General features: G+C 66.5%; 17 protein-coding genes. 10 read left to right on the top strand and 7 right to left on the bottom strand.

Annotation, left to right across the window (positions count from 1 at the left end; translation table 11 throughout):
- Window positions 1-312 precede the first annotated feature (312 nt).
- The 3 genes from ACU4IU_RS01955 to ACU4IU_RS01945 are packed head-to-tail and all read left to right on the top strand — an operon-like array spanning window position 313 to window position 5,305.
- Window positions 313-753, top strand: a complete 441-nt coding sequence (locus ACU4IU_RS01955; RefSeq protein ID WP_276330045.1) for a WhiB family transcriptional regulator — start codon at window positions 313-315, stop codon at window positions 751-753.
- Window positions 750-3,851, top strand: coding sequence for a glycosyl transferase (locus tag ACU4IU_RS01950; RefSeq protein ID WP_446655752.1), 3,102 nt, complete (start codon window positions 750-752; stop codon window positions 3,849-3,851). Before ACU4IU_RS01955 ends, ACU4IU_RS01950 begins: the two co-directional genes overlap by 4 nt.
- Window positions 3,848-5,305 (top strand): DUF5719 family protein, encoded by a 1,458-nt coding sequence (locus ACU4IU_RS01945; RefSeq protein ID WP_446655751.1) that lies wholly within the window; start codon window positions 3,848-3,850, stop codon window positions 5,303-5,305. The genes ACU4IU_RS01950 and ACU4IU_RS01945 overlap by 4 nt, the downstream gene beginning before the upstream one ends.
- A gap of 37 nt (window positions 5,306-5,342) precedes the next feature.
- Here ACU4IU_RS01945 and ACU4IU_RS01940 read toward each other — a convergent pair whose 3' ends face one another.
- The gene (locus tag ACU4IU_RS01940; RefSeq protein ID WP_262777655.1) at window positions 5,343-5,705 is read right to left on the bottom strand and encodes a metallopeptidase family protein; all 363 of its coding nucleotides are present in this window, start codon (window positions 5,703-5,705) and stop codon (window positions 5,343-5,345) included.
- Between the two features lie 88 nt (window positions 5,706-5,793).
- Between ACU4IU_RS01940 and ACU4IU_RS01935 the strand changes: the two genes are divergently transcribed.
- The 3 genes from ACU4IU_RS01935 to ahcY all read left to right on the top strand — a co-directional run bounded on the left by ACU4IU_RS01935 (window position 5,794) and on the right by ahcY (window position 9,263).
- Window positions 5,794-6,150 carry a DUF3499 domain-containing protein gene (locus ACU4IU_RS01935; RefSeq protein WP_446657570.1) on the top strand — a complete coding sequence of 119 codons (357 nt, stop codon included), beginning with the start codon at window positions 5,794-5,796 and terminating at the stop codon, window positions 6,148-6,150.
- Complete coding sequence (gene manB / locus ACU4IU_RS01930) at window positions 6,147-7,631, top strand: phosphomannomutase/phosphoglucomutase (RefSeq protein WP_446655750.1); 1,485 nt, start codon at window positions 6,147-6,149, stop codon at window positions 7,629-7,631. The genes ACU4IU_RS01935 and manB overlap by 4 nt, the downstream gene beginning before the upstream one ends.
- A gap of 171 nt (window positions 7,632-7,802) precedes the next feature.
- Window positions 7,803-9,263: an adenosylhomocysteinase gene (gene ahcY / locus ACU4IU_RS01925; RefSeq protein WP_446655749.1), complete on the top strand. Its 1,461-nt coding sequence runs from the start codon at window positions 7,803-7,805 to the stop codon at window positions 9,261-9,263.
- 120 nt (window positions 9,264-9,383) lie between these two features.
- Here the strand turns inward: ahcY and ACU4IU_RS01920 are convergent, their stop codons facing one another.
- Window positions 9,384-10,208 carry an RDD family protein gene (locus ACU4IU_RS01920; protein ID WP_446655748.1) on the bottom strand — a complete coding sequence of 275 codons (825 nt, stop codon included), beginning with the start codon at window positions 10,206-10,208 and terminating at the stop codon, window positions 9,384-9,386.
- A gap of 113 nt (window positions 10,209-10,321) precedes the next feature.
- On the opposite strand from ACU4IU_RS01920, the gene ACU4IU_RS01915 reads away from it, so the two are divergent.
- Window positions 10,322-11,320 (top strand): stage II sporulation protein M, encoded by a 999-nt coding sequence (locus tag ACU4IU_RS01915; protein ID WP_139907472.1) that lies wholly within the window; start codon window positions 10,322-10,324, stop codon window positions 11,318-11,320.
- Between the two features lie 41 nt (window positions 11,321-11,361).
- On the opposite strand, the gene ACU4IU_RS01910 is transcribed toward ACU4IU_RS01915, so the two are convergent.
- From ACU4IU_RS01910 to ACU4IU_RS01890, 5 genes are read right to left on the bottom strand one after another with little or no spacing between them, the layout of a single operon-like run.
- Window positions 11,362-12,648, bottom strand: a complete 1,287-nt coding sequence (locus ACU4IU_RS01910) for a DUF58 domain-containing protein (RefSeq protein ID WP_446655747.1) — start codon at window positions 12,646-12,648, stop codon at window positions 11,362-11,364.
- Complete coding sequence (locus tag ACU4IU_RS01905; RefSeq protein WP_139907474.1) at window positions 12,649-13,734, bottom strand: AAA family ATPase; 1,086 nt, start codon at window positions 13,732-13,734, stop codon at window positions 12,649-12,651.
- Window positions 13,731-14,990 carry a DUF4350 domain-containing protein gene (locus ACU4IU_RS01900; RefSeq protein WP_376906819.1) on the bottom strand — a complete coding sequence of 420 codons (1,260 nt, stop codon included), beginning with the start codon at window positions 14,988-14,990 and terminating at the stop codon, window positions 13,731-13,733. Before ACU4IU_RS01900 ends, ACU4IU_RS01905 begins: the two co-directional genes overlap by 4 nt.
- Entirely contained in the window at window positions 14,987-15,715 is a 729-nt protein-coding gene (locus ACU4IU_RS01895; protein ID WP_259356629.1) for a DUF4129 domain-containing protein, read from the bottom strand. Before ACU4IU_RS01895 ends, ACU4IU_RS01900 begins: the two co-directional genes overlap by 4 nt.
- Window positions 15,712-16,761 carry a hypothetical protein gene (locus tag ACU4IU_RS01890; protein WP_446655746.1) on the bottom strand — a complete coding sequence of 350 codons (1,050 nt, stop codon included), beginning with the start codon at window positions 16,759-16,761 and terminating at the stop codon, window positions 15,712-15,714. Before ACU4IU_RS01890 ends, ACU4IU_RS01895 begins: the two co-directional genes overlap by 4 nt.
- A 343-nt stretch (window positions 16,762-17,104) precedes the next feature.
- On the opposite strand from ACU4IU_RS01890, the gene mtrA reads away from it, so the two are divergent.
- From mtrA to ACU4IU_RS01875, 3 genes are read left to right on the top strand one after another with little or no spacing between them, the layout of a single operon-like run.
- Window positions 17,105-17,785, top strand: coding sequence for an MtrAB system response regulator MtrA (gene mtrA, locus ACU4IU_RS01885; protein WP_062861422.1), 681 nt, complete (start codon window positions 17,105-17,107; stop codon window positions 17,783-17,785).
- A complete protein-coding gene (gene mtrB / locus ACU4IU_RS01880) occupies window positions 17,782-19,725 on the top strand; it encodes an MtrAB system histidine kinase MtrB (protein WP_446655745.1) in 1,944 nt (647 codons plus the stop codon). Before mtrA ends, mtrB begins: the two co-directional genes overlap by 4 nt.
- Window positions 19,725-21,452 (top strand): LpqB family beta-propeller domain-containing protein, encoded by a 1,728-nt coding sequence (locus tag ACU4IU_RS01875; protein ID WP_446655744.1) that lies wholly within the window; start codon window positions 19,725-19,727, stop codon window positions 21,450-21,452. The genes mtrB and ACU4IU_RS01875 overlap by 1 nt, the downstream gene beginning before the upstream one ends.
- Window positions 21,453-21,488: the final 36 nt, after the last annotated feature.

The following is a 21,488-nucleotide window of genomic DNA, read 5'->3' as shown; positions in this document are numbered from 1 at the left end:
ATCCCATTGTGGGTGCCCACTTTCTAAATTCTCCAGGTTTGCTCAGGCGAATCCCACAGGTTGTGCCCTATGACCGGGCCGTGACCTATATATGGGGTTCTGGGCGCGTGTGCATGTGAACGCATGTTCGAATAGCGTCTCACGGGGTGTCTCGATACTCCATAAGGGCTTGACGGGGCGGTAATGACACGCGTGTAATTTATACCTAAGGGGAACGCGCCGAGCAGGGATCCTTCAGGATTCGACCGTACATCGGACTGATCGCCTCAGTCACGGTACTGGACCTGCTCGAGCGTGAGAAAGGGGAAAACCGTGCAAAGTGCACAGAGAGAATGGCGGGAGAGAGAAGACTTCACCGCCGCACCGGGAGTCACCTCCCGCCGTGCCGAAGACTGGTTCATCGAACCGGGAGCACGTACACCCGAGACGCTGCCGGATCCGCTGGCCGTCGATCCGAGTGATCTGACGCCGCTGCCGCCGGACAATTCCGCCGTCTCTCCGCTGTCCCTGCTGCTGGGAGCCGCAGACGACGGTGAACTGTCCTGGCAGGACCAGGCCCTCTGCGCTCAGACCGACCCCGAGGCGTTCTTCCCGGAGAAGGGCGGATCGACTCGTGAAGCCAAGCGGGTCTGCGCCTCCTGCGACGTCCGTTCCGAATGCCTCGAATATGCTCTCGCCAACGATGAGCGCTTCGGCATCTGGGGCGGAATGTCCGAACGCGAACGCCGCCGGCTCAAGAAAAAGGTCGTGTGAGTCAAGCCGTCACCATCGTCGTCGTCTCCGGCGACGATGCCAGCAAGGTCGAGCTCGAAACAGCTCTTCGTCCGCACTACCCCGAGATCCCCGTGGTGGATCTCGGGGGGCGGACGGTCCGCGAAGCCGGTGAGATGCCGGAGATCGCGGAGTCGGATTTCCTGTGGTTCCTCACCCCTGACTCCCGTCCCGAACCAGACTGCCTCGATGAGCTGCTCGACGCCATCGGGGAGACGGAATCCATCGCCGCCGTCGGACCGAAGCTCATCTGCTCCGGCCGCATCGTCTCCGCCGGAGTGAGCACCACCTCGGCGGGGGAGCGTTTCAACCCCGTCGGCTCCGGGGAGATCGACCAGGGCCAGCGCGACAGTCAGATCGAAACTCTGGGTCTCGACCTGCCGGGCCTGCTCATGGCCACCACCGAACTCGAGCGCATCGGGGCACCCTCCCGTGTGCTCGGTCCCGCCTATTCCGGTCTCGAATACTCCCGTCGTCTTCGCGACCTCGGCGCCCGCGTGCTGCTGGCCCCGCGAGCGCGGATGGAGATCTCCGCTGCGTCCGCTGCCCGGCTCGGCTCCTCGCCCCACCCGCCGAGGTCGAAGTCCCAGATCCGGACGGAGCAGCGCTACCGTCTCAGCCTCGCCGGTCAGGGGCTGGTCTCGCTGTTCTGTCTCCTTGCTCTCGGCCACCTCGGCCGAGTCATCGGCGGGCTGCTGTCGAATAACTTCCGTCCTGCCGGGTGGCACCTCGGTGCGCTCATCGGCCTTCCCGCAGATGTGTCGACCACCGCCCCGCTGAGACGTGCCAACGCCCGTCGCAACCGTGTGGCCAGACGATCGAACACCGGACATGTCGCCGCGCTCTACGCCGATGACGAAGAACTCGCCGTTCAACGCCGGACGATGAGCGGTGAGAGCGATGACTCTCGTCCGGCGGAGGTTCCCACCGGCGGCCCCGACGCCGATGCCGAACTCAACCCGGTCGGCGACACCGAAGAGGCCATCGACTCCTTCTCCCGACTGGAGATCTCCGGCGGTTCCAGTCTGCTGCGTGCACCCCTGACCTATGTGATCCTCGCCGCCGTGGTGATGAGCGGGGTCATCAGCTTCCGACTCTTCGGTCCCGGCCACCTCAACGGCGGCGCCCTGGGTTCGACCGACATCGGCTTCGGCGAGATCGTCGACCGTCTCCTCGGACGTCACCTCGACGTCTCGACCGGTGCGGCGGTGCCGGCCGACCCCTACCACCTTGTCCTCGGTGTGCTCTCCCTCCTCTTCTTCGGCCATGTCGATGTCATGGTCCGCTCCCTGCTGTTGGCCGCGCCGATCCTGGCCGCCATCACCGCCTACGCGGGAGCGGGGAGCGTACTGGCACGGCGATGGGTGCGCGGCTTCGCCGCCATGCTGTGGATCGCGTCTCCGCTGTTCACGGCCGCACTGTCGGACGGTCGCCTCGGCGTGATCCTCGTCTGGATCTGTGCCCCGCTGGCGGTGCTGACTCTGCGCCGCAGCCTGAGGGACGGATCGATCGCCGCGGCAGCGGGCAGCGGCCTGCTGCTGTTCGTCATCACCGCGGGCATTCCACTGCTCCTATTGGTCACGGTCCTCGGCACCGCGGTGCTTCTCGTGGCAGGACGTGGCCTGCGCCATCTGTGGCTGCTCGCCCCGACCGTGTTCCTGGGCTGGCCGTGGCTGTGGGCCGTCGTCCGCGAGCCGGGAACTCTTCTCACGATGCCCGGACAGACCACGGCCACCGAGTCCGTGCCGACTTATCTGCTTGCCGTCGGGTTCCCTGCTCCGCTCGACATGTCCTGGCTGACGAAGCTGATCTCCGATCTCGGCTTCGGCGGGGTCTCTGCCGGCGCCCTCGAACTCTGGGCGCCGGTCCTGATGCTGCCGATGCTCATCCTGGCCTTCTTCACCCTCATCGAAGCCCGGCTCGAACTCTCTCGCCTGACCTGGGCGGTCGGACTCTACGTCGGCGGTCTCATCCTCGCCGCGATCCAGGTGCATCTGCCCGCGGAGACGGGACCGTTCCACCTCATCGCCTCATACCCTGCAGCGGGACTGACCCTGGTCAGCCTGGGGTCGATCCTGCTGCTGTCCCTCGGCGCCGACCGCACCGTGGGTCGCCGCCCCGGGCGCAGCCGAGACACCGGTTCGTCCTCTGCGAAGAGTGCGGCCAAGGGAGTCTCCGCGGCGTCCGGCCGGCTGCCGATGCGCGGCCTTGTCGGGCTCGTGACCGTAGCGGCCATCGGGCTCATCGCCATCGGCGCAGGACGGGCCACGTCCTCGCCCGAAGCGGTCACAGCGACCTCCGACAGCAACGTCCCCGCACTGGCCGCTGACCGCGCAGCGGGGGAGACCCAAGCGCGCACTCTCCGCCTGGACAATGTCGACGGAGAGGTTCTGGCCACCCTCATCGCCTCCGCCGACTGCACGGTGCTGGGCACATCGACGGTGACCTCGGCAGAAACCGTCGGAGGGTGGCCGTGGCAGCGCCGCCCGCTGCCGATCACCTCCGACCAGGTGCTCGTGGCTCAGGCCGCGTCCGCGCTCTCGGCCGATGACGCCGGAGACCTCGGCAGCATCCTCGGCGAACTCGGCGTCGATTTCGTCCTCGTCGGCCCCGATGCCGGCAGCCTGACCAACTCGGTATCCGTCTCCGAGGGCCTCCTGCCGGTCGGACCCACCTCGTCCGGACAGCTGTGGCGCGTCGACAAACCCTACAGCGGCCGTTTCCTCATTCGCGACGCCGAAGGGAAGGTGTCAACGGCGGCGATGAAAGGCACCACCGCGACGGTGCCGGCCGGTCAGGAGGGTCGCACCTTGACCATCGCCGATGCAGCGCACGGCATCACCGCGAGCATCGACGGTGAGCCGCTGCCGCAGCCGAAGCCCGGCGAAGAGGCGTGGGCAAGCGAATTCGACCTCCCCGCAGCCGGGGGAACGGTCGAGATCTCGCTGAACTCACCCCTCTACCCGATCGGCGTCATCGTCGGATGGGTGCTCGGACTGCTCAGCCTCATCGTCGCCATCCCCTTCGGCCGGGCGGGGAACGTGACGCGGAAGACCGGTCGTGAGGAGCAGCAGGCATGAAGCACCAGCGCAGCATCGTCACCTTCACGGCCATCGCCGTGCCCGGGGTGCTCGTGGCCATGACCTCGTTCCTCACCCCGCTGACGCCCGGCACGCTGGACCGCAGTCCGGAACAGGTGCGCATGCCCACCGCGGACACCCGCGTCGTCTGTCCCGGCCCCCTGCTCACTGCCGGAGAAGCCGAAGGCACCGATGCCGAATTCGTCGACGACTCGAAGGTCTCGACCCGTGTCGTCTCCGCCTCCGCACCGATCGGAGCCGCAGACGGATCGACCTCCTCGGCCCGTCTCCAGGTCGCCGATCTCGGCGGTTCGATCGACTTCGACAATCCCTCCGGCCAGGGCTTCGTCTCCGGAGACGACAGCATCGACTCGACGAAGCTCGTCACCGGTTTCGCCCGCCCCGGGGCTCCAGCCCTGACAACCGGCCTCGAAACCGTCGAAGGCAGCTCCGGTGACCTCACGGGCCTCGCCACCCTCACCTGCGCCCAGGCATCGAGCAGCTTCCGGATCGTCGCCGGATCCGGAGCCACCGGCTCGAACTCGCAGCTGCTGCTGAGCAATCCTGGAGACGTTCCCGTCCAGGCGAAGGTTGCGCTCATGACCCCGGGCGGCGAATCCGCCGAACCGACCGAACTCAGCATCAAGGCCGGTCAGCAGCGTGCCGTCCCGCTGGGCGGGCTGGCTGGAGGGGCAGAGGCCCTTGCCGTCGACGTCACCGTCGACGGCGGAGTCCTGGCCGGTTCCGTCCAGGAGACCGTCCTCGACGGACTCAAGCCGCAGGGCATCGACCTCGCGGCCGGTGGGGCAGGGGCCGATCGCCAGCAGGTGCTCACCGGGCTCAGCGGCAAGGATGTGCGAGTCCGGGTCGCGAACCCGAGCAGTGACCTCGCCGAGGTATCCCTGAAGGCGTACGGGCCGGATGGTGAGATCGACATTCCCCGTTCCTCGATGACCGTTGTCGGCCGCGGTGTCGCCGAGGCCGATCTCGGGGATCTCGACGCCACGAGCCTCGTCGTCGAATCCTCTCAGCGCGTCCAGGCCGGAGCCTTCATCGGCAAAGACGGTGAGAAGGGTGCCGCCGACTTCGGCAGCATCCCGTCGACCGACTCCCTCGCCGAGACCCAGATTCTGGCGCTTCCTCGCACCGGTGAGTCCTCCCTGAACCTCTCGCCCGGTCAGGGACATGTGCAGGTGCAGGGAATGCTCGACGACGGAACGCTGACCGATCCTCAATCGATCGACCTCAACCCGACGGGAACCACCGTGCTCAATCCGAGCGACGTCTCCGAGGAGTCGGTGCGCGCACTCGTCCTCAAAGGATCCCAAGCCTCGGGCTCACAGGCCGATGGGGTGCATGCGACCCTCGTCGTGACCACCGAGGACGGAATCTCCACGGTCGTCCCGGCGCTTGCTCCGGCAGGTGTGGCCTACCGGGATATCCGGCTCGGCTGAGGTCTCACGAACCAGGTTCCTGCGGTGACTGCGGATCTCAGGTGCGACGGAGGATATCGACCTGGTCCGCCACCACCTCGGCGATGAGCGCATCCCGGGCGTCACTGCCGGCATGATCTTCGATCACCCGCCGATAGAGGACGATATGGGTGGGACGGTCCCCGGCCGCCGGGAACACACGGCCGAAGCTCGGTTCGGTCGAACTCGCCGGTGGGACTGAATCGACGGCCAGCACCACCTCGGCGAGGAGGACGGGTTCGTGCCTGCGCATGCGGGCGAACTCGGCGGCCGCGACCTTCGCAAAACTCTCCGCCCTACTCAGCCGCGCGGGCACCTCGGCCCGGTGCAGCGGAGACCGCAGACCCCGCCCATGTCGGTCGCGATGTCGCCTTGGTCTCATAGCACTTCATTCTACGTGCGGTGCCGCCGTGCCTGAGCGAATCGGCGGGGTGCGGCGTGTAGAGTGTGGGACTGTGTCAGCCGTGAGAATGTGTTCAAAAGTCAGCTGTTCGCGCCCCGCCGCCGCCACCATGACGTACGTGCACGCCGATGCGACCGTCGTCATCGGACCTCTGGGCAGGCGCGCCGAACCGGGCGCTCATGACCTGTGCGCCGAACATGCGGCGAAGCTGACCCCGCCCGTGGATTGGCAGCTCATCCGCATCGACTCCGGGCCGGCCCCGCCCGAACGCAGCCATGACGACCTGCTGGCGATCGCCGACGCCGTCCGCGAGGCCGCCGATCGCGCCGATCAGACCCCGGCCCGGAACGCACCGGGACCGGCCGACGATCCGGCCGCTTCGGGACGTCGACACGGTCACCTGCGCATCATCGGCGACTCATGAGCCACCGCGAGCCGGACTCGACCCGAATCGAACCCGCCCAGCAGATCCCGACCGACTCCGAACTCGGACGAGTCCGGACGGCTGCCCTCGACGCCGCCGTCGGAGCCTACGACATCCGCGGTCGCATTCCCGACCAGCTCGACGACGACATCCTGTTCGCCCTCGGTTGGGCCACGGCCCGAGCCATGGCAGAGATCCACACCGCCTCCGAGGTGGTCATCGGCCACGATATGCGCCCGAGCTCTCCCGGTTTCGCCCACTCCTTCGCCGCGGGAGTCGACGCGGCCGGCTCGACAGCCGTCCTGCTCGGCCTGTGCTCGACCGATCAGCTCTATTTCGCCTCGGGCATCTTCGAACTGCCCGGCGCCATGATCACGGCCAGCCACAATCCCGCCGACTACAACGGGATCAAGATCTGCGGACCTCGCGCCGCCGGAGTCAGCCTGGCCTCCGGGCTCTCGCGAGTCAGAGAACTCGCGATCACCGCACCGCAGACCGACGGTCGGACCATCGCCGAAGATGAGACTGCCGCATCCCGGATGCGGGAGCAGTACGCGGCACGGATCCGCGCGCTCACCCACGTCGATGAGGTCACGGGACTGTCGATCGTGCTCGACGCCGGAAACGGCATGGCCGGGCGCCTCCTCGGGGAGGTCTTCGGCACGGATGCGGGAGCCGCCTCGGTGCCCTTCGACGTCATCGGCCTCTTCACCGAACTCGATGGGACGTTCCCCAACCACGAGGCGAACCCGCTCAAACCCGAGAACCTCGTCGACGCGGCACGCGCTGTCGTCGACAACGGCGCCGATCTCGGGCTCGTCTTCGACGGGGACGCCGACCGCTGCTTCTTCATCGACGAGACAGGCGCGACGATGTCGGCCTCGGCCGTCGGCGCACTCGTCGCCGAACGCGAGATCGCACGGGCCCGGGCACTCGGCGACGACCGACCCACCGTCATCCACAACCTCATCACCTCCCGCAGCGTAGCCGAGACGATCACCGCCGCCGGCGGACACGCACTGCGGTCGAAGGTCGGCCATTCGGGAATCAAGACGCTCATGCGCGAAACCGGAGCCGTCTTCGCCTGCGAACACTCCGCGCACTTCTACTTCGACGAGTTCTTCGGGGCGGACTCGGGAATGCTCGCCGCCTGTCACCTCATCGCCGCCCTCGCCGAATCACGCGCCCCCGCCTCCCGTCTGGTTGCCGACTATGACCGGTTCGTGCAGTCGGGGGAGATCAACTTCACCGTCGCCGACCCCGACGCTGTGCTCGCCGACTTCGCCGCACATGCCGGAGACTTCCCAGAGAACACCGTCGACGACCTCGACGGAATCGGCCTGCAGGGTGCGGACTGGTGGGTGAACCTGCGCAAGTCCAATACCGAACCCCTCGTCCGACTCAACGTCGAAGCCGCCGATTCGGCGCAGGTGGACGCGCTCACCCGCCGAGTCACGGACTTCGTCAACGCTCACGCCTGAAGCCGGATCGACGGCAACCGGTCCTCTGCTTCCGTTTCTCGGAATTAGGGCAGTCAGGATATGACCGCTTGCTGACGGTCTTCGCTGTCCGCAGAACGAGCATGACGCGACAAGCCGCCTGCCCGGCAATAGACTCGAAGCCGATCAGACAGCCCGCCGTATGGAGGTACCGTGCTCGATTCCACTGACTTCAAGGTCGCCGATCTCAGCTTGGCCGAGGCCGGCCGACACCAGATCCGCCTCGCCGAAAGGGAGATGCCTGGCCTCATGGCGCTGCGGGAGGAATACGCCTCGACGGCACCGCTGGCCGGGGCCCGCATCGCCGGCAGCCTGCACATGACCGTGCAGACGGCTGTCCTCATCGAGACCCTCGTCGCACTCGGTGCAGACGTCCGGTGGGCCAGCTGCAATATCTTCTCCACGCAGGACGAGGCCGCAGCGGCCGTCGTCGTCGGCTCCGGCACTCCCGAAGCCCCGGCCGGCGTCCCCGTCTTCGCATGGAAGGGCGAGACCCTCGAAGAGTACTGGTGGGCCGCTGACAAGATCTTCGACTTCGCGGACGGACCGAACCTCATCCTCGACGACGGCGGCGACGCCACCATGTACGTGCTCAAGGGCACCGAATTCGAAGCCGCCGGGGGAGTGCCCACCGCCGGCGCCGAGGACTCGGAGGAGTACAAGGTCCTGCTCAAGCAGATCGCCGCCTCCATCGAATCGGCCCCCGGACGCTTCGCTCGTCTGGCCGCCGGAATCAAGGGCGTGAGCGAAGAGACGACGACCGGAGTCAACCGCCTCTACCGCCTCGCCGAACAGGGGACTCTGCCGTTCCCTGCCATCAACGTCAACGATTCGGTGACGAAGTCGAAGTTCGACAATCGCTACGGCATCCGCCATTCGCTGCCCGACGGACTCAACCGCGCCACCGATGTCCTCATCGGTGGAAAGATCGCCGTCGTCATCGGCTACGGCGACGTCGGCAAGGGTGCCGCCGAAGCGCTGCGCGGACAGGGTGCGCGCGTCATAGTGACCGAGATCGATCCGATCTGTGCGCTGCAGGCCACGATGGACGGCTACCAGGTCGACCTCCTCGCCGAGGTGGCTCCCCAGGCCGACATCATCATCACCACGACCGGAAACACCCGGGTCCTCGACGTCGACGTGCTGCAGACGCTCAAACCCGGCGCAATCGTCGGCAACGTCGGTCACTTCGACGAGGAGATCGATCTGGCAGGGCTGTCCCGCCTGCCCGGAGTGGAGAAGATCGAGATCAAACCGCAGGTCCACGAGTGGAGCGTGCCCGTGCCCGCCGAGGCGGGACTCGGTCGCGACCGCACGGACTTCCTCGTCCTCTCCGAAGGGCGCCTGCTCAACCTGGGCAACGCCACCGGTCATCCGTCGTTCGTGATGAGTGCGTCATTCAGCAATCAGGTGCTCGCCCAGATCGAGCTGTGGCACGCCCACGATGACTACGGCAACTCGGTGCATCGGCTGGCGAAGGAACTCGACGAGAAGGTGGCGCGCCTCCATCTGCCGGCGCTCGGGGCGAAGCTGTCCGAACTGAGCAAGGAACAGGCCGAGTACATCGGCGTCGACGTGGCAGGACCGTTCAAACCCGAGCACTACCGGTACTGATCGAGCACTGCCGGTTCGGTCCGGCGGCGGAGCGGGCGAACCCGGTCGCAGTCCGGGACCGCTCCGTCGACCGAGAGCAGTCGAACCGCGGTGTCAGCGGCGGACAGTCAGACTGCGTCGTCAGCGGCGGGTGAGGCTGAGGCCGTGGGGGAGCGTGTCGACTCCGGACCGGAAAGCGTTCGCACGGTCGCTCCGACGGCGCTGTTTCTCGACTTCGGCGATGCGCTGCCGATGGATGACTGCGGACAGGAACTGTTCGGGAAACGTTCCCTCCGGCGGGGCCGGAGCCACATAGGGATTGAGCTCGGTGGCGAGCTCGATCGCTCGCTGCCACCTCGACTCCGCACCGAGCTGGGGCGCCATGGCGAGGAACGCGACGATGCGCCGATGCAGACCATCGGGGATCGCTGTCACGTCTGTGCGTTTCAGCCATTCGTGCAGATGAGGGGCCACATGGGTGTGCATGGGCGGCAGAGGTCGGCTGCGTTCGCTGACGGCGATGGTCCCGGCCAGATAGTCGCCGAGGCGTTTGGCCTGCGGTGAGAGCAGACCGGACAGAGCCGCGATGCCGCCGCCGCTGGACACGATCTCGAACGGCCACAGCAGAGCGCGGATGAAGGAATGGCGCAGCCGCACCGCACCGCCGTCGTCGCGAACAACGCGCAGCCCGAGGATGAGCTTGCCCAGCGAACGACCGTGACTGAGCACTTCGACGAGCATCGGCAGCAGCACGAACACGAAGATCGTCATCACGGTCATGAGTGAGCCGAGGAGCAGCCCGTTGAGATCGAGCACCTTGAGCATGAGCCAGAACATGGCAATGAGCAGACCGATATTCACCAGCGAATAGACGATGTAGTCGATGAGACAGCTCAATGCCCGCGCCGCGAGAGCGGCCGGTTGGACATTGAGTTCGACGGCTTCACCGGTGATCAGAGTACTCACCCGACCATCGTGTCATATTGCCGCGATCCGAGGTGGTCGTTTCGCCGAGAGCATGTCGTGTGCCTCTCGCCGAGTCGGAGGTGCCGAGGCGTCGTCTCCGATAGGGTGGAGGGATGGATCCGAACCTGCTGGCCCAGCTGCACGGCGATGACTGGCTGGAGCTTTCGGCATTGGCGAAGAAGAACACGCTGACACCCGAACAGACGACCCGTTTCCTCGAGCTCTACCGGACCGCGTCGAAGGATCTGTCGCGGATCACGACGGTGGCCCCCGACTCTCTCGAGGCCGCTCGGCTCTCGGCGATCGTCCACCGCTCCCGCAATCATCTCTCGTCCGTGCCCAGCGGAGGACTGTCCGGGCTCGGACGGTTCTTCGTCATCAGTCTGCCGTTGTCGCTGTACCGGCTGCGATGGGACTTCGTCATCGTGGCCGCCGGATTCCTCGCCGTCGCCGTCCTGTCGGGCATCTGGGCGGGATCGCATCCGGAAGTGCTCGAGACCTTCGGGGATCGAGAGTTCCGACGGCAGTTCGCCGAACATGATTTCGTCGACTACTACAAAGAGAACCCGAACGGCTTCTTCGCCGTCGGCGTGTGGACGAACAACGCGTGGATCGCCGTTCAGTTCGTCCTCCTCGGCATCACGGGCGGCTATGTCATCGTCGGACTGTTATCGAATGCCGTCAACGTCGGCTTCTCCGGAGCGATGATGTTCGAGTTCGACCGGGCCTCCGACTTCTTCCTCTACATCCTGCCCCACGGGATCCCGGAGATCAGCTGCATCATCCTCGCCGCTGCCGCGGGTCTGCGTCTCTTCTTCGCCTGGGTGGTGCCGGGTCCCAGGCTGCGCCGCGACAAGCTCGCCTCCGAAGCTCGGTCGCTGCTCGTCGTCGCCGGCGGTCTCGTGCTGCTGCTGTTCGGTTCGGGACTCGTCGAGGGCTTCGTGACCCCGAACCCGATTCCGCCGGCGGTCAAGATCGCCATCGGAGTGGCGTATACCGCGGCTGTCGTCGTCTACGCGTGGTACTTCGGCAAGCGTGCCGCCGCAGCCGGACTCAGCGCCGATCTCGACGAGCATCAGGCCGGATACTCGGTCATCTCCACCGACCGCTGATCAGATTGTCGCTGACAGTTCGCCGCTGAGCGAGGTCGCGGTCACAGCCCGCCGGAGACCTTGAGCCGGATGTAGAGATCGGCCAACGCTCCGGGAAGCTTCTCCGGCAGAGCCTGGACGGAGGAGATGCCGAGTCCGCGCAGCCGAGACTGCAGCGACGCCGTCGCGAGCATCTCGGCCTCGGCGGCCGCCGCCGTATATACGTCGTCGGCGTCGCCGCGCCGGGCAGCCAGGTCCGCAAGTGCGGGATCTTCGACTCCGGCGACGACGACCCGGTGGTGTGCCGTGAGAGTCCGCAACACTGGCAGGACGTCCTCGGCGATGGTCGCCTCATCGAGCTGAGTGACCAAGACGACGAGCGCCTGCTGCCGGGAGGTCTGCAGAACCGCAGCGGCGATCGACTCCCAGTTCGCCTCGTAGAGCTCCGGGTACACAGGCGTCAGCGCCACCGACAGGTCATGGACCGGATCATGAGCCCGATGGCTCGACGCGACTGCCCGCACCCGGGCATCGGCGACGATGACATCGACCCGATCGCCGGCACCCGTGGCCAGAGCCGTCAACAGCAGCGACGCCTCGAGCGCGGCGTCGAAGACCGTTCCCTCACCACAGCGACGGGCGGCGAACCGGGAGGAATCGACGACGATGACGACGCGACGATCCTTCTCCGGTCGCCAGGTTTTGACCACGAGATTCTGCGCGCGGGCGCTGGCTCGCCAGTCGATCGACCGGACATCGTCACCGTCGACGTAGTCGCGCAGCGAATCGAATTCCGTGCCCATTCCGCGGATCATCACCGCGGACCGCCCCTCGAGCTCCCGCAGCTTCTGCGTCTTCGACGGCAGCTCCCTCCGGGACACGAAAGGTGGCAGAACACGCACAGAGGCGGGAACATCGATGCTCTTCTGCCGCTGGATCAGCCCGAGCCTGCTGCGACTGCGCACGGTCACCAGATCGCCGGGCAGCGCGCCGCGTCGCGTCGGCTCCAGCTCGGTGATCACCTCTGTCTGCTCGCCCGGTTCCAGCACGTGACGAGAACGGGTCTCGACCGGCCCGGCGCTCGGTGCCCAGGCGTCGCGGACGTGGAGGCGCAGCCGGCGGCTGGTCCCATTGATGAGAGTCAGCGTGCTGTGGGTGCTGTCGCCGAGGCGGACCATCGGTCCCGGTGTGCGCTGGACTTCCAAACCGTGGATCCGGGGAACGAAGAAGAAGTCGAGGACCGCTGCCAGGACGATCACACCGGCCACGATCAAGGCCGTCGGCCATGTGGGCACCAGCATGACGGGCACGAGGCCGAGAAGAGTGAGCAGGAACAGTCGGGTGGTCATTCAGCGGGGCACTTCGGTCGTGGCGATGATCGAGTCGAGGACCTGACCGACGTCCAGACCGTCCATCTGCGCCTCGGGGCGCAGGATGACCCGGTGCGACAGCGACATATGGGCCAGAGCCTTGACGTCATCGGGGGTGACATAGTGCCGACCGCTCAGCCACGCATGAGCGCGGGCGGCTCCGAGCATCCTCGTCGCTCCGCGAGGTGAGACGCCCAAGGCCAGGGACGGGGTCTGGCGGGTGGCTCGGGCGAGGTCGACGATATAGGTGATGATCTGCGGGGCGATGTAGATCTTGGCGATGGCTTCGCGGGCCCGGCCGATGAGTTCGGCATCGGCGACCGGACGCAGACCTGCCGCGGCCAGGGATCCGGCGTCGAAGCCTCGGGCGTGACGGTCGAGAATCTCGAATTCGTGATCCCGTTCGGGCAGGTTGAGGACGAGCTTGAAGAGGAACCGGTCGAGCTGAGCCTCCGGGAGCGGATAGGTGCCTTCGTATTCGACGGGGTTCTGTGTGGCTGCGACGAGGAACGGTTCGGGCAGCTTCCGTGAGCGTCCCCCGACGGACACCTGATGCTCCTCCATCGCCTCGAGCAGGGCCGACTGGGTCTTCGGCGGGGTGCGGTTGATCTCATCGGCGATGAGGATGTTCGTGAACACCGGGCCGGGACGGAATGAGAAGTCCGAGGCGGACGCGTCGTAGACCAGCGAACCGGTGACATCGCTGGGCATGAGGTCGGGAGTGAACTGCACACGCGAGCTGTCCAGGCTGACCGCGGCGGCGAAGCTGCGCACGAGCAGAGTCTTCGCCACTCCGGGAACCCCTTCGAGAAGCACGTGCCCCTGGCACAGCAGTGCGATGAGCATTCCCGTCACTGCCTGGTCCTGGCCGACGACGGCCTTGGCGATCTCGGTGCGCACACCGGTGAACGCCTCCCTGAGCGGGTCCGGCTCAGCCTGCGGAGCCTGCGCGCTGTCCGCAGCAGGGGTCTGCGGCGCGACCGGCTCCTGGGGCCGAGGTGCGGCCGGAGGCTGAGAGGCGACCGGTTCCTGAGAATTCGTAGGGCCCTGGGGCGGCTGAGTCATGGGATCTCACTTTCGATCTGGGTGAGCTGATGGACGAGTTCGGTGAGTTCGGCGTCGGTGTGAGCCGACGCGGAGACGAAGACATAGCGGAGACGGCCCGGATCGGCCCCGGTGACGGTCGCGATGTGAGCGATGATGTCGGGTGTGCGGGCATCGGGGCTGAGACCAAGTCGTTTGGCGATGCGCAGCAGGGCTCCGGCCCGCAGCGTGTGCAGCGCCCCGTCGCGATCGTGGCTGCGCGAGCTCAGGGCTGCCCGACCGTGCACGGTCTCCACGGCAGGCACGATGACCGGCAGACGTTCGAGAGCCAGCGGCCCGAACCGGCGCCCGATGACGAGCAGCAGGACGAGGAGGCAGGGGACCAGCCACAGGACTCCTGCGAGGAACCAGCCGGGCACGAAATCGATCGTCGACGGAGGCGACTGCCCCTGTCCCGAACCGTCGAAGGTCGGATAGTAGACGACGAGGTTCTGCGTCTGGGACAGCTGCGAGAGCACAAGAGAGGCATTGCCCTCTTCGTCGATGTTCTCATTGGTCACCCAGTCGGGGCTGCCGAGCACGGTCAGCGGAATGGAACCGCCCGAATCGGTGAGGAACTGTCCGCGCGCAGACCCTGGAGCCACCTCGGTGCCGTCGATCTCGGCGACCCCGGGGCCGGTGAACGGGTAGCAGGCGGTGATCCCCTCGGTGCCCTTCTCCGTCTCCGCGTATTCGACCTCGCCGGTGGACACGGCACCGGCACTGCGGGCGATCGGTGAATCGCAGGACGGTGCGGACGTGGCCTCCGGATCGGCCAACGGGCCGAGGTTGTCGTTGACCGTGATCCGGTCGGTGAACTCCGACACCGTCGGACCGGGATCGACGAGGACGAGCCGGTTGCCGTGGGTGCGCAGAGCGTACTCGAGGCCGGCGATGTCCCCGGGGGACAGAGCCGCGGTGTTCGCGGGAATGAGCAGGGTGGTGTCGGGTCGGGCGGCGGCCGAGCGGGCCTGCTCCTGTTCCTCGGTGGTGGTGACATCGACGTCATGGTCGCGCAGGGTCTCGACGAGGGCCTTCGTGCCGGTGCGCTCCGTCGAGTCATAGTGCAGGGGCTCTGCGGACTCCTCGTCGCCGGTCAGCAGCACGAGCACGATCACGGTGACGAGGATGACGAAGGCCGCGACGATCCACACGGCAGCCGACCGCAGCCGAGCGCGCAGCGGAACCCGCGAGGTCGACCGGGTGCCGCGGGCGGCGACATCCAACTGTGCGCTCATACAGCTGCCTCCCGGCGGACCGGCAGTGCGCTCAGCGTCCGGTCGAGTGCGCACAGATCCGCATAGACCTCGCCGAGGCTGCGGTCGGCACGTGTCTTCGCCTCGGTCGCCTCCCCGTAGCGGAGGTCGTTGAAGACCTCGGCCACCCCGTGGACGGCGGATCCGTGCTCGGGCAGGGCCACCTCGGCGGAACGGGCGATCTCACTCGCTGTGGCCGAGGACTCGAGCGAGACGATCTGCTTGACGGACAGGATCGCGAAGATCGCTCGGGATTCGTCGATGACCGCGGTCTCGAAGTCCCCGGCCTGCGCGGCCCGGGCCGCGCTCTCGCGCCACGGGCCCGGTTCGGGCTGGGAGACCACGGGATCGAATGCGGACAGCGGGACGCCGACACGGCGGAATCCGGCCCGACGCACGCGCCAGACGATGAAGGCGACGATCGCGGCGAGGCCGAGGACGACGACGATGAGCAGCCACGGGGAGTTCGCGCCCAGGGCGGCATGGACGAGCGAATCCCACAGGGAAGACAGCCACCGGCCGATCCGTTCCAAGGGAGTGAGGTCGTTGGCGGCGTATTCCGGTTTCGAGAGTTCGTGCTCTACCCATTCGCGGCCGGTGTCCCGGTCGATATTCGCCGAGGCGGCGCGAAGCTGTGCCGCGCCCGGCTGGGAGGACGCGGCGGTGTGGAGGTGGCGGGCCGCCTCGGTGATGGGGGAGAGGATCATCGGTCCTCCTCGGCGCGGATGAGGACGAGGTCGAGCCCCTCCGAGCGCATCTGCTGATCGAAGAAGCAGACCGTGACCAGGCAGGCGAAATAGGCGAAGAGGACGGCGGAGGAGATGAGCGTGAGTGCGAGCAGCAGACCCACGGAGACGATGGCGATGGCCGCCTGCGCCGTCGTCGACTCGGTTGTCGTCGTCATGCCGACGCCCAGGAGAACCGAGATGATGAAGACGATCGGGGTGATGATGAGTTGGACGAGCTGATTGGACAGGAAATAACCGAGCGCCAGCTGGCCGAGCATTCGCCAGAAGCCGCGCCCGGTCAGTTTCCAAGACCGGCGGATTCCGGCACGGACGCTCAGGTCCTCGATTGCGATCGCCGAACCCAGGAACGCCAGGCGCAGGTTGACCCAGATGAGCGCGACGAACCACAGCAGGGCGGCCAATGCGGCCCAGACGAAGGCGAGGATCGCCGAATCGGCGCCGAGGAACAGCAGCGTCGGGGCGGTGAGGGCCAGCAGCAGGCCGAGGTTGATTCCACTCATCAGCAGTGTGGCCAGGATGAGGCGCAGGCGGCGACCGGACAGGGACTTCCACGCCATCGACAGAGTGGTCCTGCGGGCGCCGAAGGAGGCGCGGGTTCCGGTGGCGATGATGCCGGAGAGCAGATGGGCCAAACCGAGGCTGAGCAGGCTGAGTGCCACCGAACCCAGCTGGGCCAGGGCGATGAAACCGGAGGCGGCATCCTCATTGCCGCTGAGGTCGTTGAAGAACGGCAGGAACTGCACTGCGATGAGGGCACCGATCGCGGCGAGCAGCAGGCTCCAGAGGGAGAAGACGATGAGAGAGGAGCCGATGGACAGAGTCGGGACGAAACGCAGCAGGCGGAATCCCGAATCCAGCGCCTCGATGAAAGTCAGCGGACGTTTGGGCAGGAGCCCGCGTGGGGGAGGCGGCTGCCATCCGCGCGAGGGCGGGGACGGCGAACGCCGCTGCCAGCGGCCGGTGTGCCAGTCGACCTCCGAGGTCCATGCATTCGTCTGTCCCATCACGCCAATCCTGCCATGATTCGCCGGCAAGTGCCGAGAGGCCTCCCTGTCGGATTCGGTGCGCGTCGGCCGTGTCGATCCCGGCCGTCGGGGGACGGCCCGGGGACGGTTCAGGGTTGGTCTGAGGGGCGATCGGGAAAGGCGATCGGGAGGGAGGTCGGGCGGCCGTTCCGACGGTCGGCTTCGGGGAGTGAATGGCCCGCTGCAGGGGGCCGTGCGGCGCGGCAGCTGAACCGTCGGTCTCCGCTGTCGGCGGATCCGGTGCATGAGGCAGTCGACAACGCCCGATAGGCTAGGAGTGTCGGGAACCGAAGAACACGCGAACATAAGGGACAATGGGAGCATGAACGCTCGAATCCTCGTAGTTGATGATGACACGGCTTTGGCCGAAATGATCGGAATTGTGCTCAAAAGCGAAGGCTTCGAGCCCTTCTTCTGCGCCACCGGAGACCAGGCCTTCGAAGAATTCCAGAAGGTCAATCCGGACCTCGTGCTCCTCGACCTCATGCTGCCCGGCAAGGACGGACTCGAAGTCTGCCGGGAGATCCGTGAGATCTCCTCGGTGCCGATCATCATGCTCACGGCGAAGTCCGACACCGTCGATGTCGTCCTCGGCCTCGAATCCGGTGCCGACGACTATGTGCCGAAGCCATTCAAGCCCAAGGAGCTCATCGCCCGTGTCCGCGCTCGGCTGCGGATCTCCGAACCGCAGGCTCCCGAGCTGCTGACCGTCGGCGACGTCGTCGTCGACGTCGCCGGCCACACGGTGACCAAGGGCGGATCACCGGTGTCGCTGACCCCTCTCGAATTCGACCTCCTCGTCGCCCTGGCTCGCAAACCGTGGCAGGTGTTCTCCCGCGAGACCCTGCTCGAAGAGGTGTGGGGCTACCGTCATGCCGCCGACACCCGACTGGTCAACGTCCATGTGCAGCGTCTGCGGTCGAAGATCGAACGCGATCCGGAGAAGCCGGACATCATCGTCACCGTCCGCGGCGTCGGCTATAAGGCCGGCCGAGCCGCGTGACTTCCGAGTCAGCCGCGGACGGACCCGTTCGCACCGCGGCCTCGGCACTGAAGACGTTCTGGAACTTCATACTCCGATCGTTCAGCCACTCCCTGCAGGTCCGCATCGTCGTGCTCACGATCGTGCTCACTTCGGTGGCGATCTTCGGCGTCGGAACCTATATGTCCCAGCAGATCGCCCGCGGTCTCTTCGACACCCGCCTGGATTCCCTGTCCTCTCAGACTCGGTCGATCCTGGCCGAGCTGCGCTCCCTGGCACCCGTCGACGGGCAGGCGGTCACCCAGGACACGCTGAGTTCGCAGCTGTCCTCGATCTACAACCGTTCGGCCGGGTCGGTGTACTCGCTGACCCTGCAGCCGAAGGACCCGAACTCCTCCTTCTCGACGATCACCGCCGGTGGGTCGAATGAGGACGGTGAGGCCACGCAGGTGCCCGTCTCCGATGAACTCCGCGAGGCCATCCGCAAGGCCCCGACCGACGACAAGCTCTACCAGTCGGTGAGCTTGCCCGACGGGACCGGACCGGGTCTGCTCATCACCCAGGAGCTGCAGATCCCGGGCGCCGGCCAGTTCCAGCTCTACTACCTCGGCGACCTCAGCGAACAGCAGGACACGCTCAACTTCGTGCAGCGTTCGATGTTCGTCGCCGCCCTCGTCCTCGTCGTCCTCGTCGGTGCCGTCGCCTGGATCGTCACCCGACTCGTCGTCACACCGGTACGCACCGGGGCCGAGGTGGCCCGGCTCATCGCCGATGGTGACCTCGACGAACGCATGCCCGTCCACGGCAACGATGAGATCGCCGTCCTCGGTGAGAGCTTCAACGATATGGCCGACACCCTCCAGCACCAGATCGAGCAGATGGAACGGCTGTCGGTGCTGCAGAGGCAGTTCGTCTCCGACGTCTCCCACGAACTGCGGACACCCCTGACGACGATCCGTGCCGCAGCGGACCTCATCTACGATTCCCGTGACGACCTCGACCCCGTCACCGCGCGCAGCGCGGAACTGCTCAACTCGCAGGCAGAACGGTTCGACAACCTGCTCTCCGACCTGCTGGAGATCTCCCGCTACGATGCCGGTGCCGCGGCGCTGGTGCCCAAGCCCGTCGATATCGGCGCGATCGTGACCTCGGTGATCGAGACCGTGTCGATGGTGGCCGAACAGATGGACACCGCCATCGTCGTCCACGCTCCTTCCTCACCGGTCATGGCGGAGGTCGACCGGGTGCGGATCACCCGGATCGTGCGCAACCTCGTCGTCAACGCCATCGAACACGGTGAGAACAACCCCGTCGACGTCTATGTCGCCTCCAACGCCGAGGCGGTGGCTGTGAGCGTGCGCGACCACGGAGTGGGCATGAACGAAGAGCAGGTCGAGCACGTCTTCGACCGGTTCTGGCGTGCCGATCCGGCACGCAAGCGCACCCTCGGCGGGTCGGGTCTGGGCTTGGCGATCTCGCTCGAGGACGCGCACCTGCACAACGGCTGGCTGCAGGTCTGGGGCAAACTCGGCGAAGGATCCTGCTTCCGGCTGACGATTCCCCGGCGCCCCGATCAGGAGATCACCTCCTCACCTCTGCCTCTGCCGCCTCGCGATGCGCAGATCCGCGGTTCCGCGCTCGTGGCGGGACCGCTGTCCTCGGACGGCTCAGTCCGCATCCAGACCGGATCGATCCCGATCGTCGTCGAAACCGAGCCGGAGATGCTCGAAGATGACCACGAACCCGTCGCCGAGGCGGCCCCTCAGTCATCATCGCCGGAGACGACCACGACTTCCTTTGAGGCGGTCTCGGACGATGGGGCCGCCGCCGACGAGTCGGACAGCGCGGCTGCCGACGGCTCTGAGACAGGCACCGCCGAGACTGGGCCGCGGTCCACGGACGTCGGCGATCCGGACCTGGACGGTGACGGCATGGACGACGGAGAAGAAGGACGGTCATGATGCGCACGAAGCCCAGAGGGCTGCGAGTGAAGACCGTGTTGGTCTCCGTGTTCACCGCCTTGACCCTCGTCGGCTGCTCGTCGATCCCGACGTCATCGCCTGTCGGCCATATCGAAGACGACTCGGGCGATGCAGGTGCGAACAACGCGCGGATCCCCGACGGTCCCGAACCCGGGGACAGCCCATCGGACATCGTGCGCGGGTTCCTCCGTGCAGGAGCGGGCGCCGGCAACAACTTCTCCGTGGCCCGGTCATTCCTCACCGAGGGTGAGGCGCAGAAATGGAGCCCACAGGAATCGGTGTCGGTGCTGCCCAACGGCACAGATCTCGACTCCTTGAACGTCGGAACCACCTCCGACCAGAAGACGATGAGCATCTCGCCCCCGGTCGTCGGTCTCGTCGACTCCTCCGGAGTGTACAACTCCACCGAACCGGGCACTCGGTCCACGATGGAATTCTCGCTGCGGCAGGAGAACGGGGAGTGGAGGATCTCCTCGGCGCCGGACGGGCTTCTCATCAGCCAGACCGACTTCCAGACGATCTTCCTCAACTATTCGCTGCAGTTCTTCACCTCCGACTATTCGTATCTCGTCCCTGACTCCCGCTGGTTCCTCCGGTCTTCCTCGACCCCGACGGTGCTGATGAACGAGCTGCTCAGCGGACCCGCTCCCTACCTCTCGGGAGCGGTGATCACGTCGATTCCCGATGGTGCCAAGCTCAGCGATTCGGATTCGAACGTGGTGACGATCGAGAACGGCGTCGCCAATGTGGCCCTGGGACCGCAGAACCCGGCCCCGTCCGACCGCGAAAAGGGACTTATCCGTCAGCAGATCGCCACCACCCTGCAGGTCATTCCCTCGATCTCGGCAATCGATCTGAGCATCGGCGGGCAGACGGTTCCGGCCAGTCTGCAGCCGAAGACCGATACGTCGGTCCAGGTGGACGGGCCACCCGTGGTTCTCGCCGACGACCACCTCTCTCGGGTTTCGGGCACCACCGTGGCCAAGGTCGAGAACAGTCCGAATCTGAAGAAGGCGAAGGCGAGCGATCCCGCGGTGTCATTGGACGACTCTCTCTACGTCTATCTGGCCGACGACGGCAAGCAGCTCATGCGGTTGAAGTCCGACGCCGTCGACGCTACTCCGATCCTCAAGGGTAAGAAGCTCGTGCGCCCCAGCATCGATCGCTTCAACACGACATGGACGGGTGAGGCTGAGAACAAGGGCGAGCTCAAGGCCGTCGGTCGTGACGGCAAATCCTCCACCGTCGCCGCCGACTTCCTCAACGGTCGACAGCTCATCGATATCGAGGTCTCCCGAGACGGCACTCGTATCGCGCTGCTCAGTCGCCACAAAGGGGAACCGGATCGCGTCGATGTGGTCGGCATCCCCAGGGACAAGGCGGGCAATCCGGCCGGTCATGTCTCTGAAACGCCGATCGAAGTGGGTGCGAACTTCCACGAGATCAAGGATGTCTCATGGGCAGGGGCGACGTCTCTCGTGGCTCTGGCCGCAGAGGAAGGCGAATCAGCGCAGCCGTTCCGCATCGGAGTCACCGGCCCTGCTGAACAGCTCGGTGAGGTCTCGGACGGAAGCCGCATCGCCGGTGGAGTGGACGGACGCTCGATCCTGGTCACCGGTGCCGATGGCGCGCTGTACAGCTACAACTCGAACGCCTGGCAGAAACTCGTCGACGTCGAAGCGAAGGATCCCTCCTATCCCGGTTGACCCGCACAGCATTGCCTGTCCCCGCTGACCCACGGC

Source organism: Brevibacterium sp. CSND-B09 (assembly GCF_052906525.1).
This window is presented reverse-complemented; position numbering and strand designations above follow the sequence as displayed.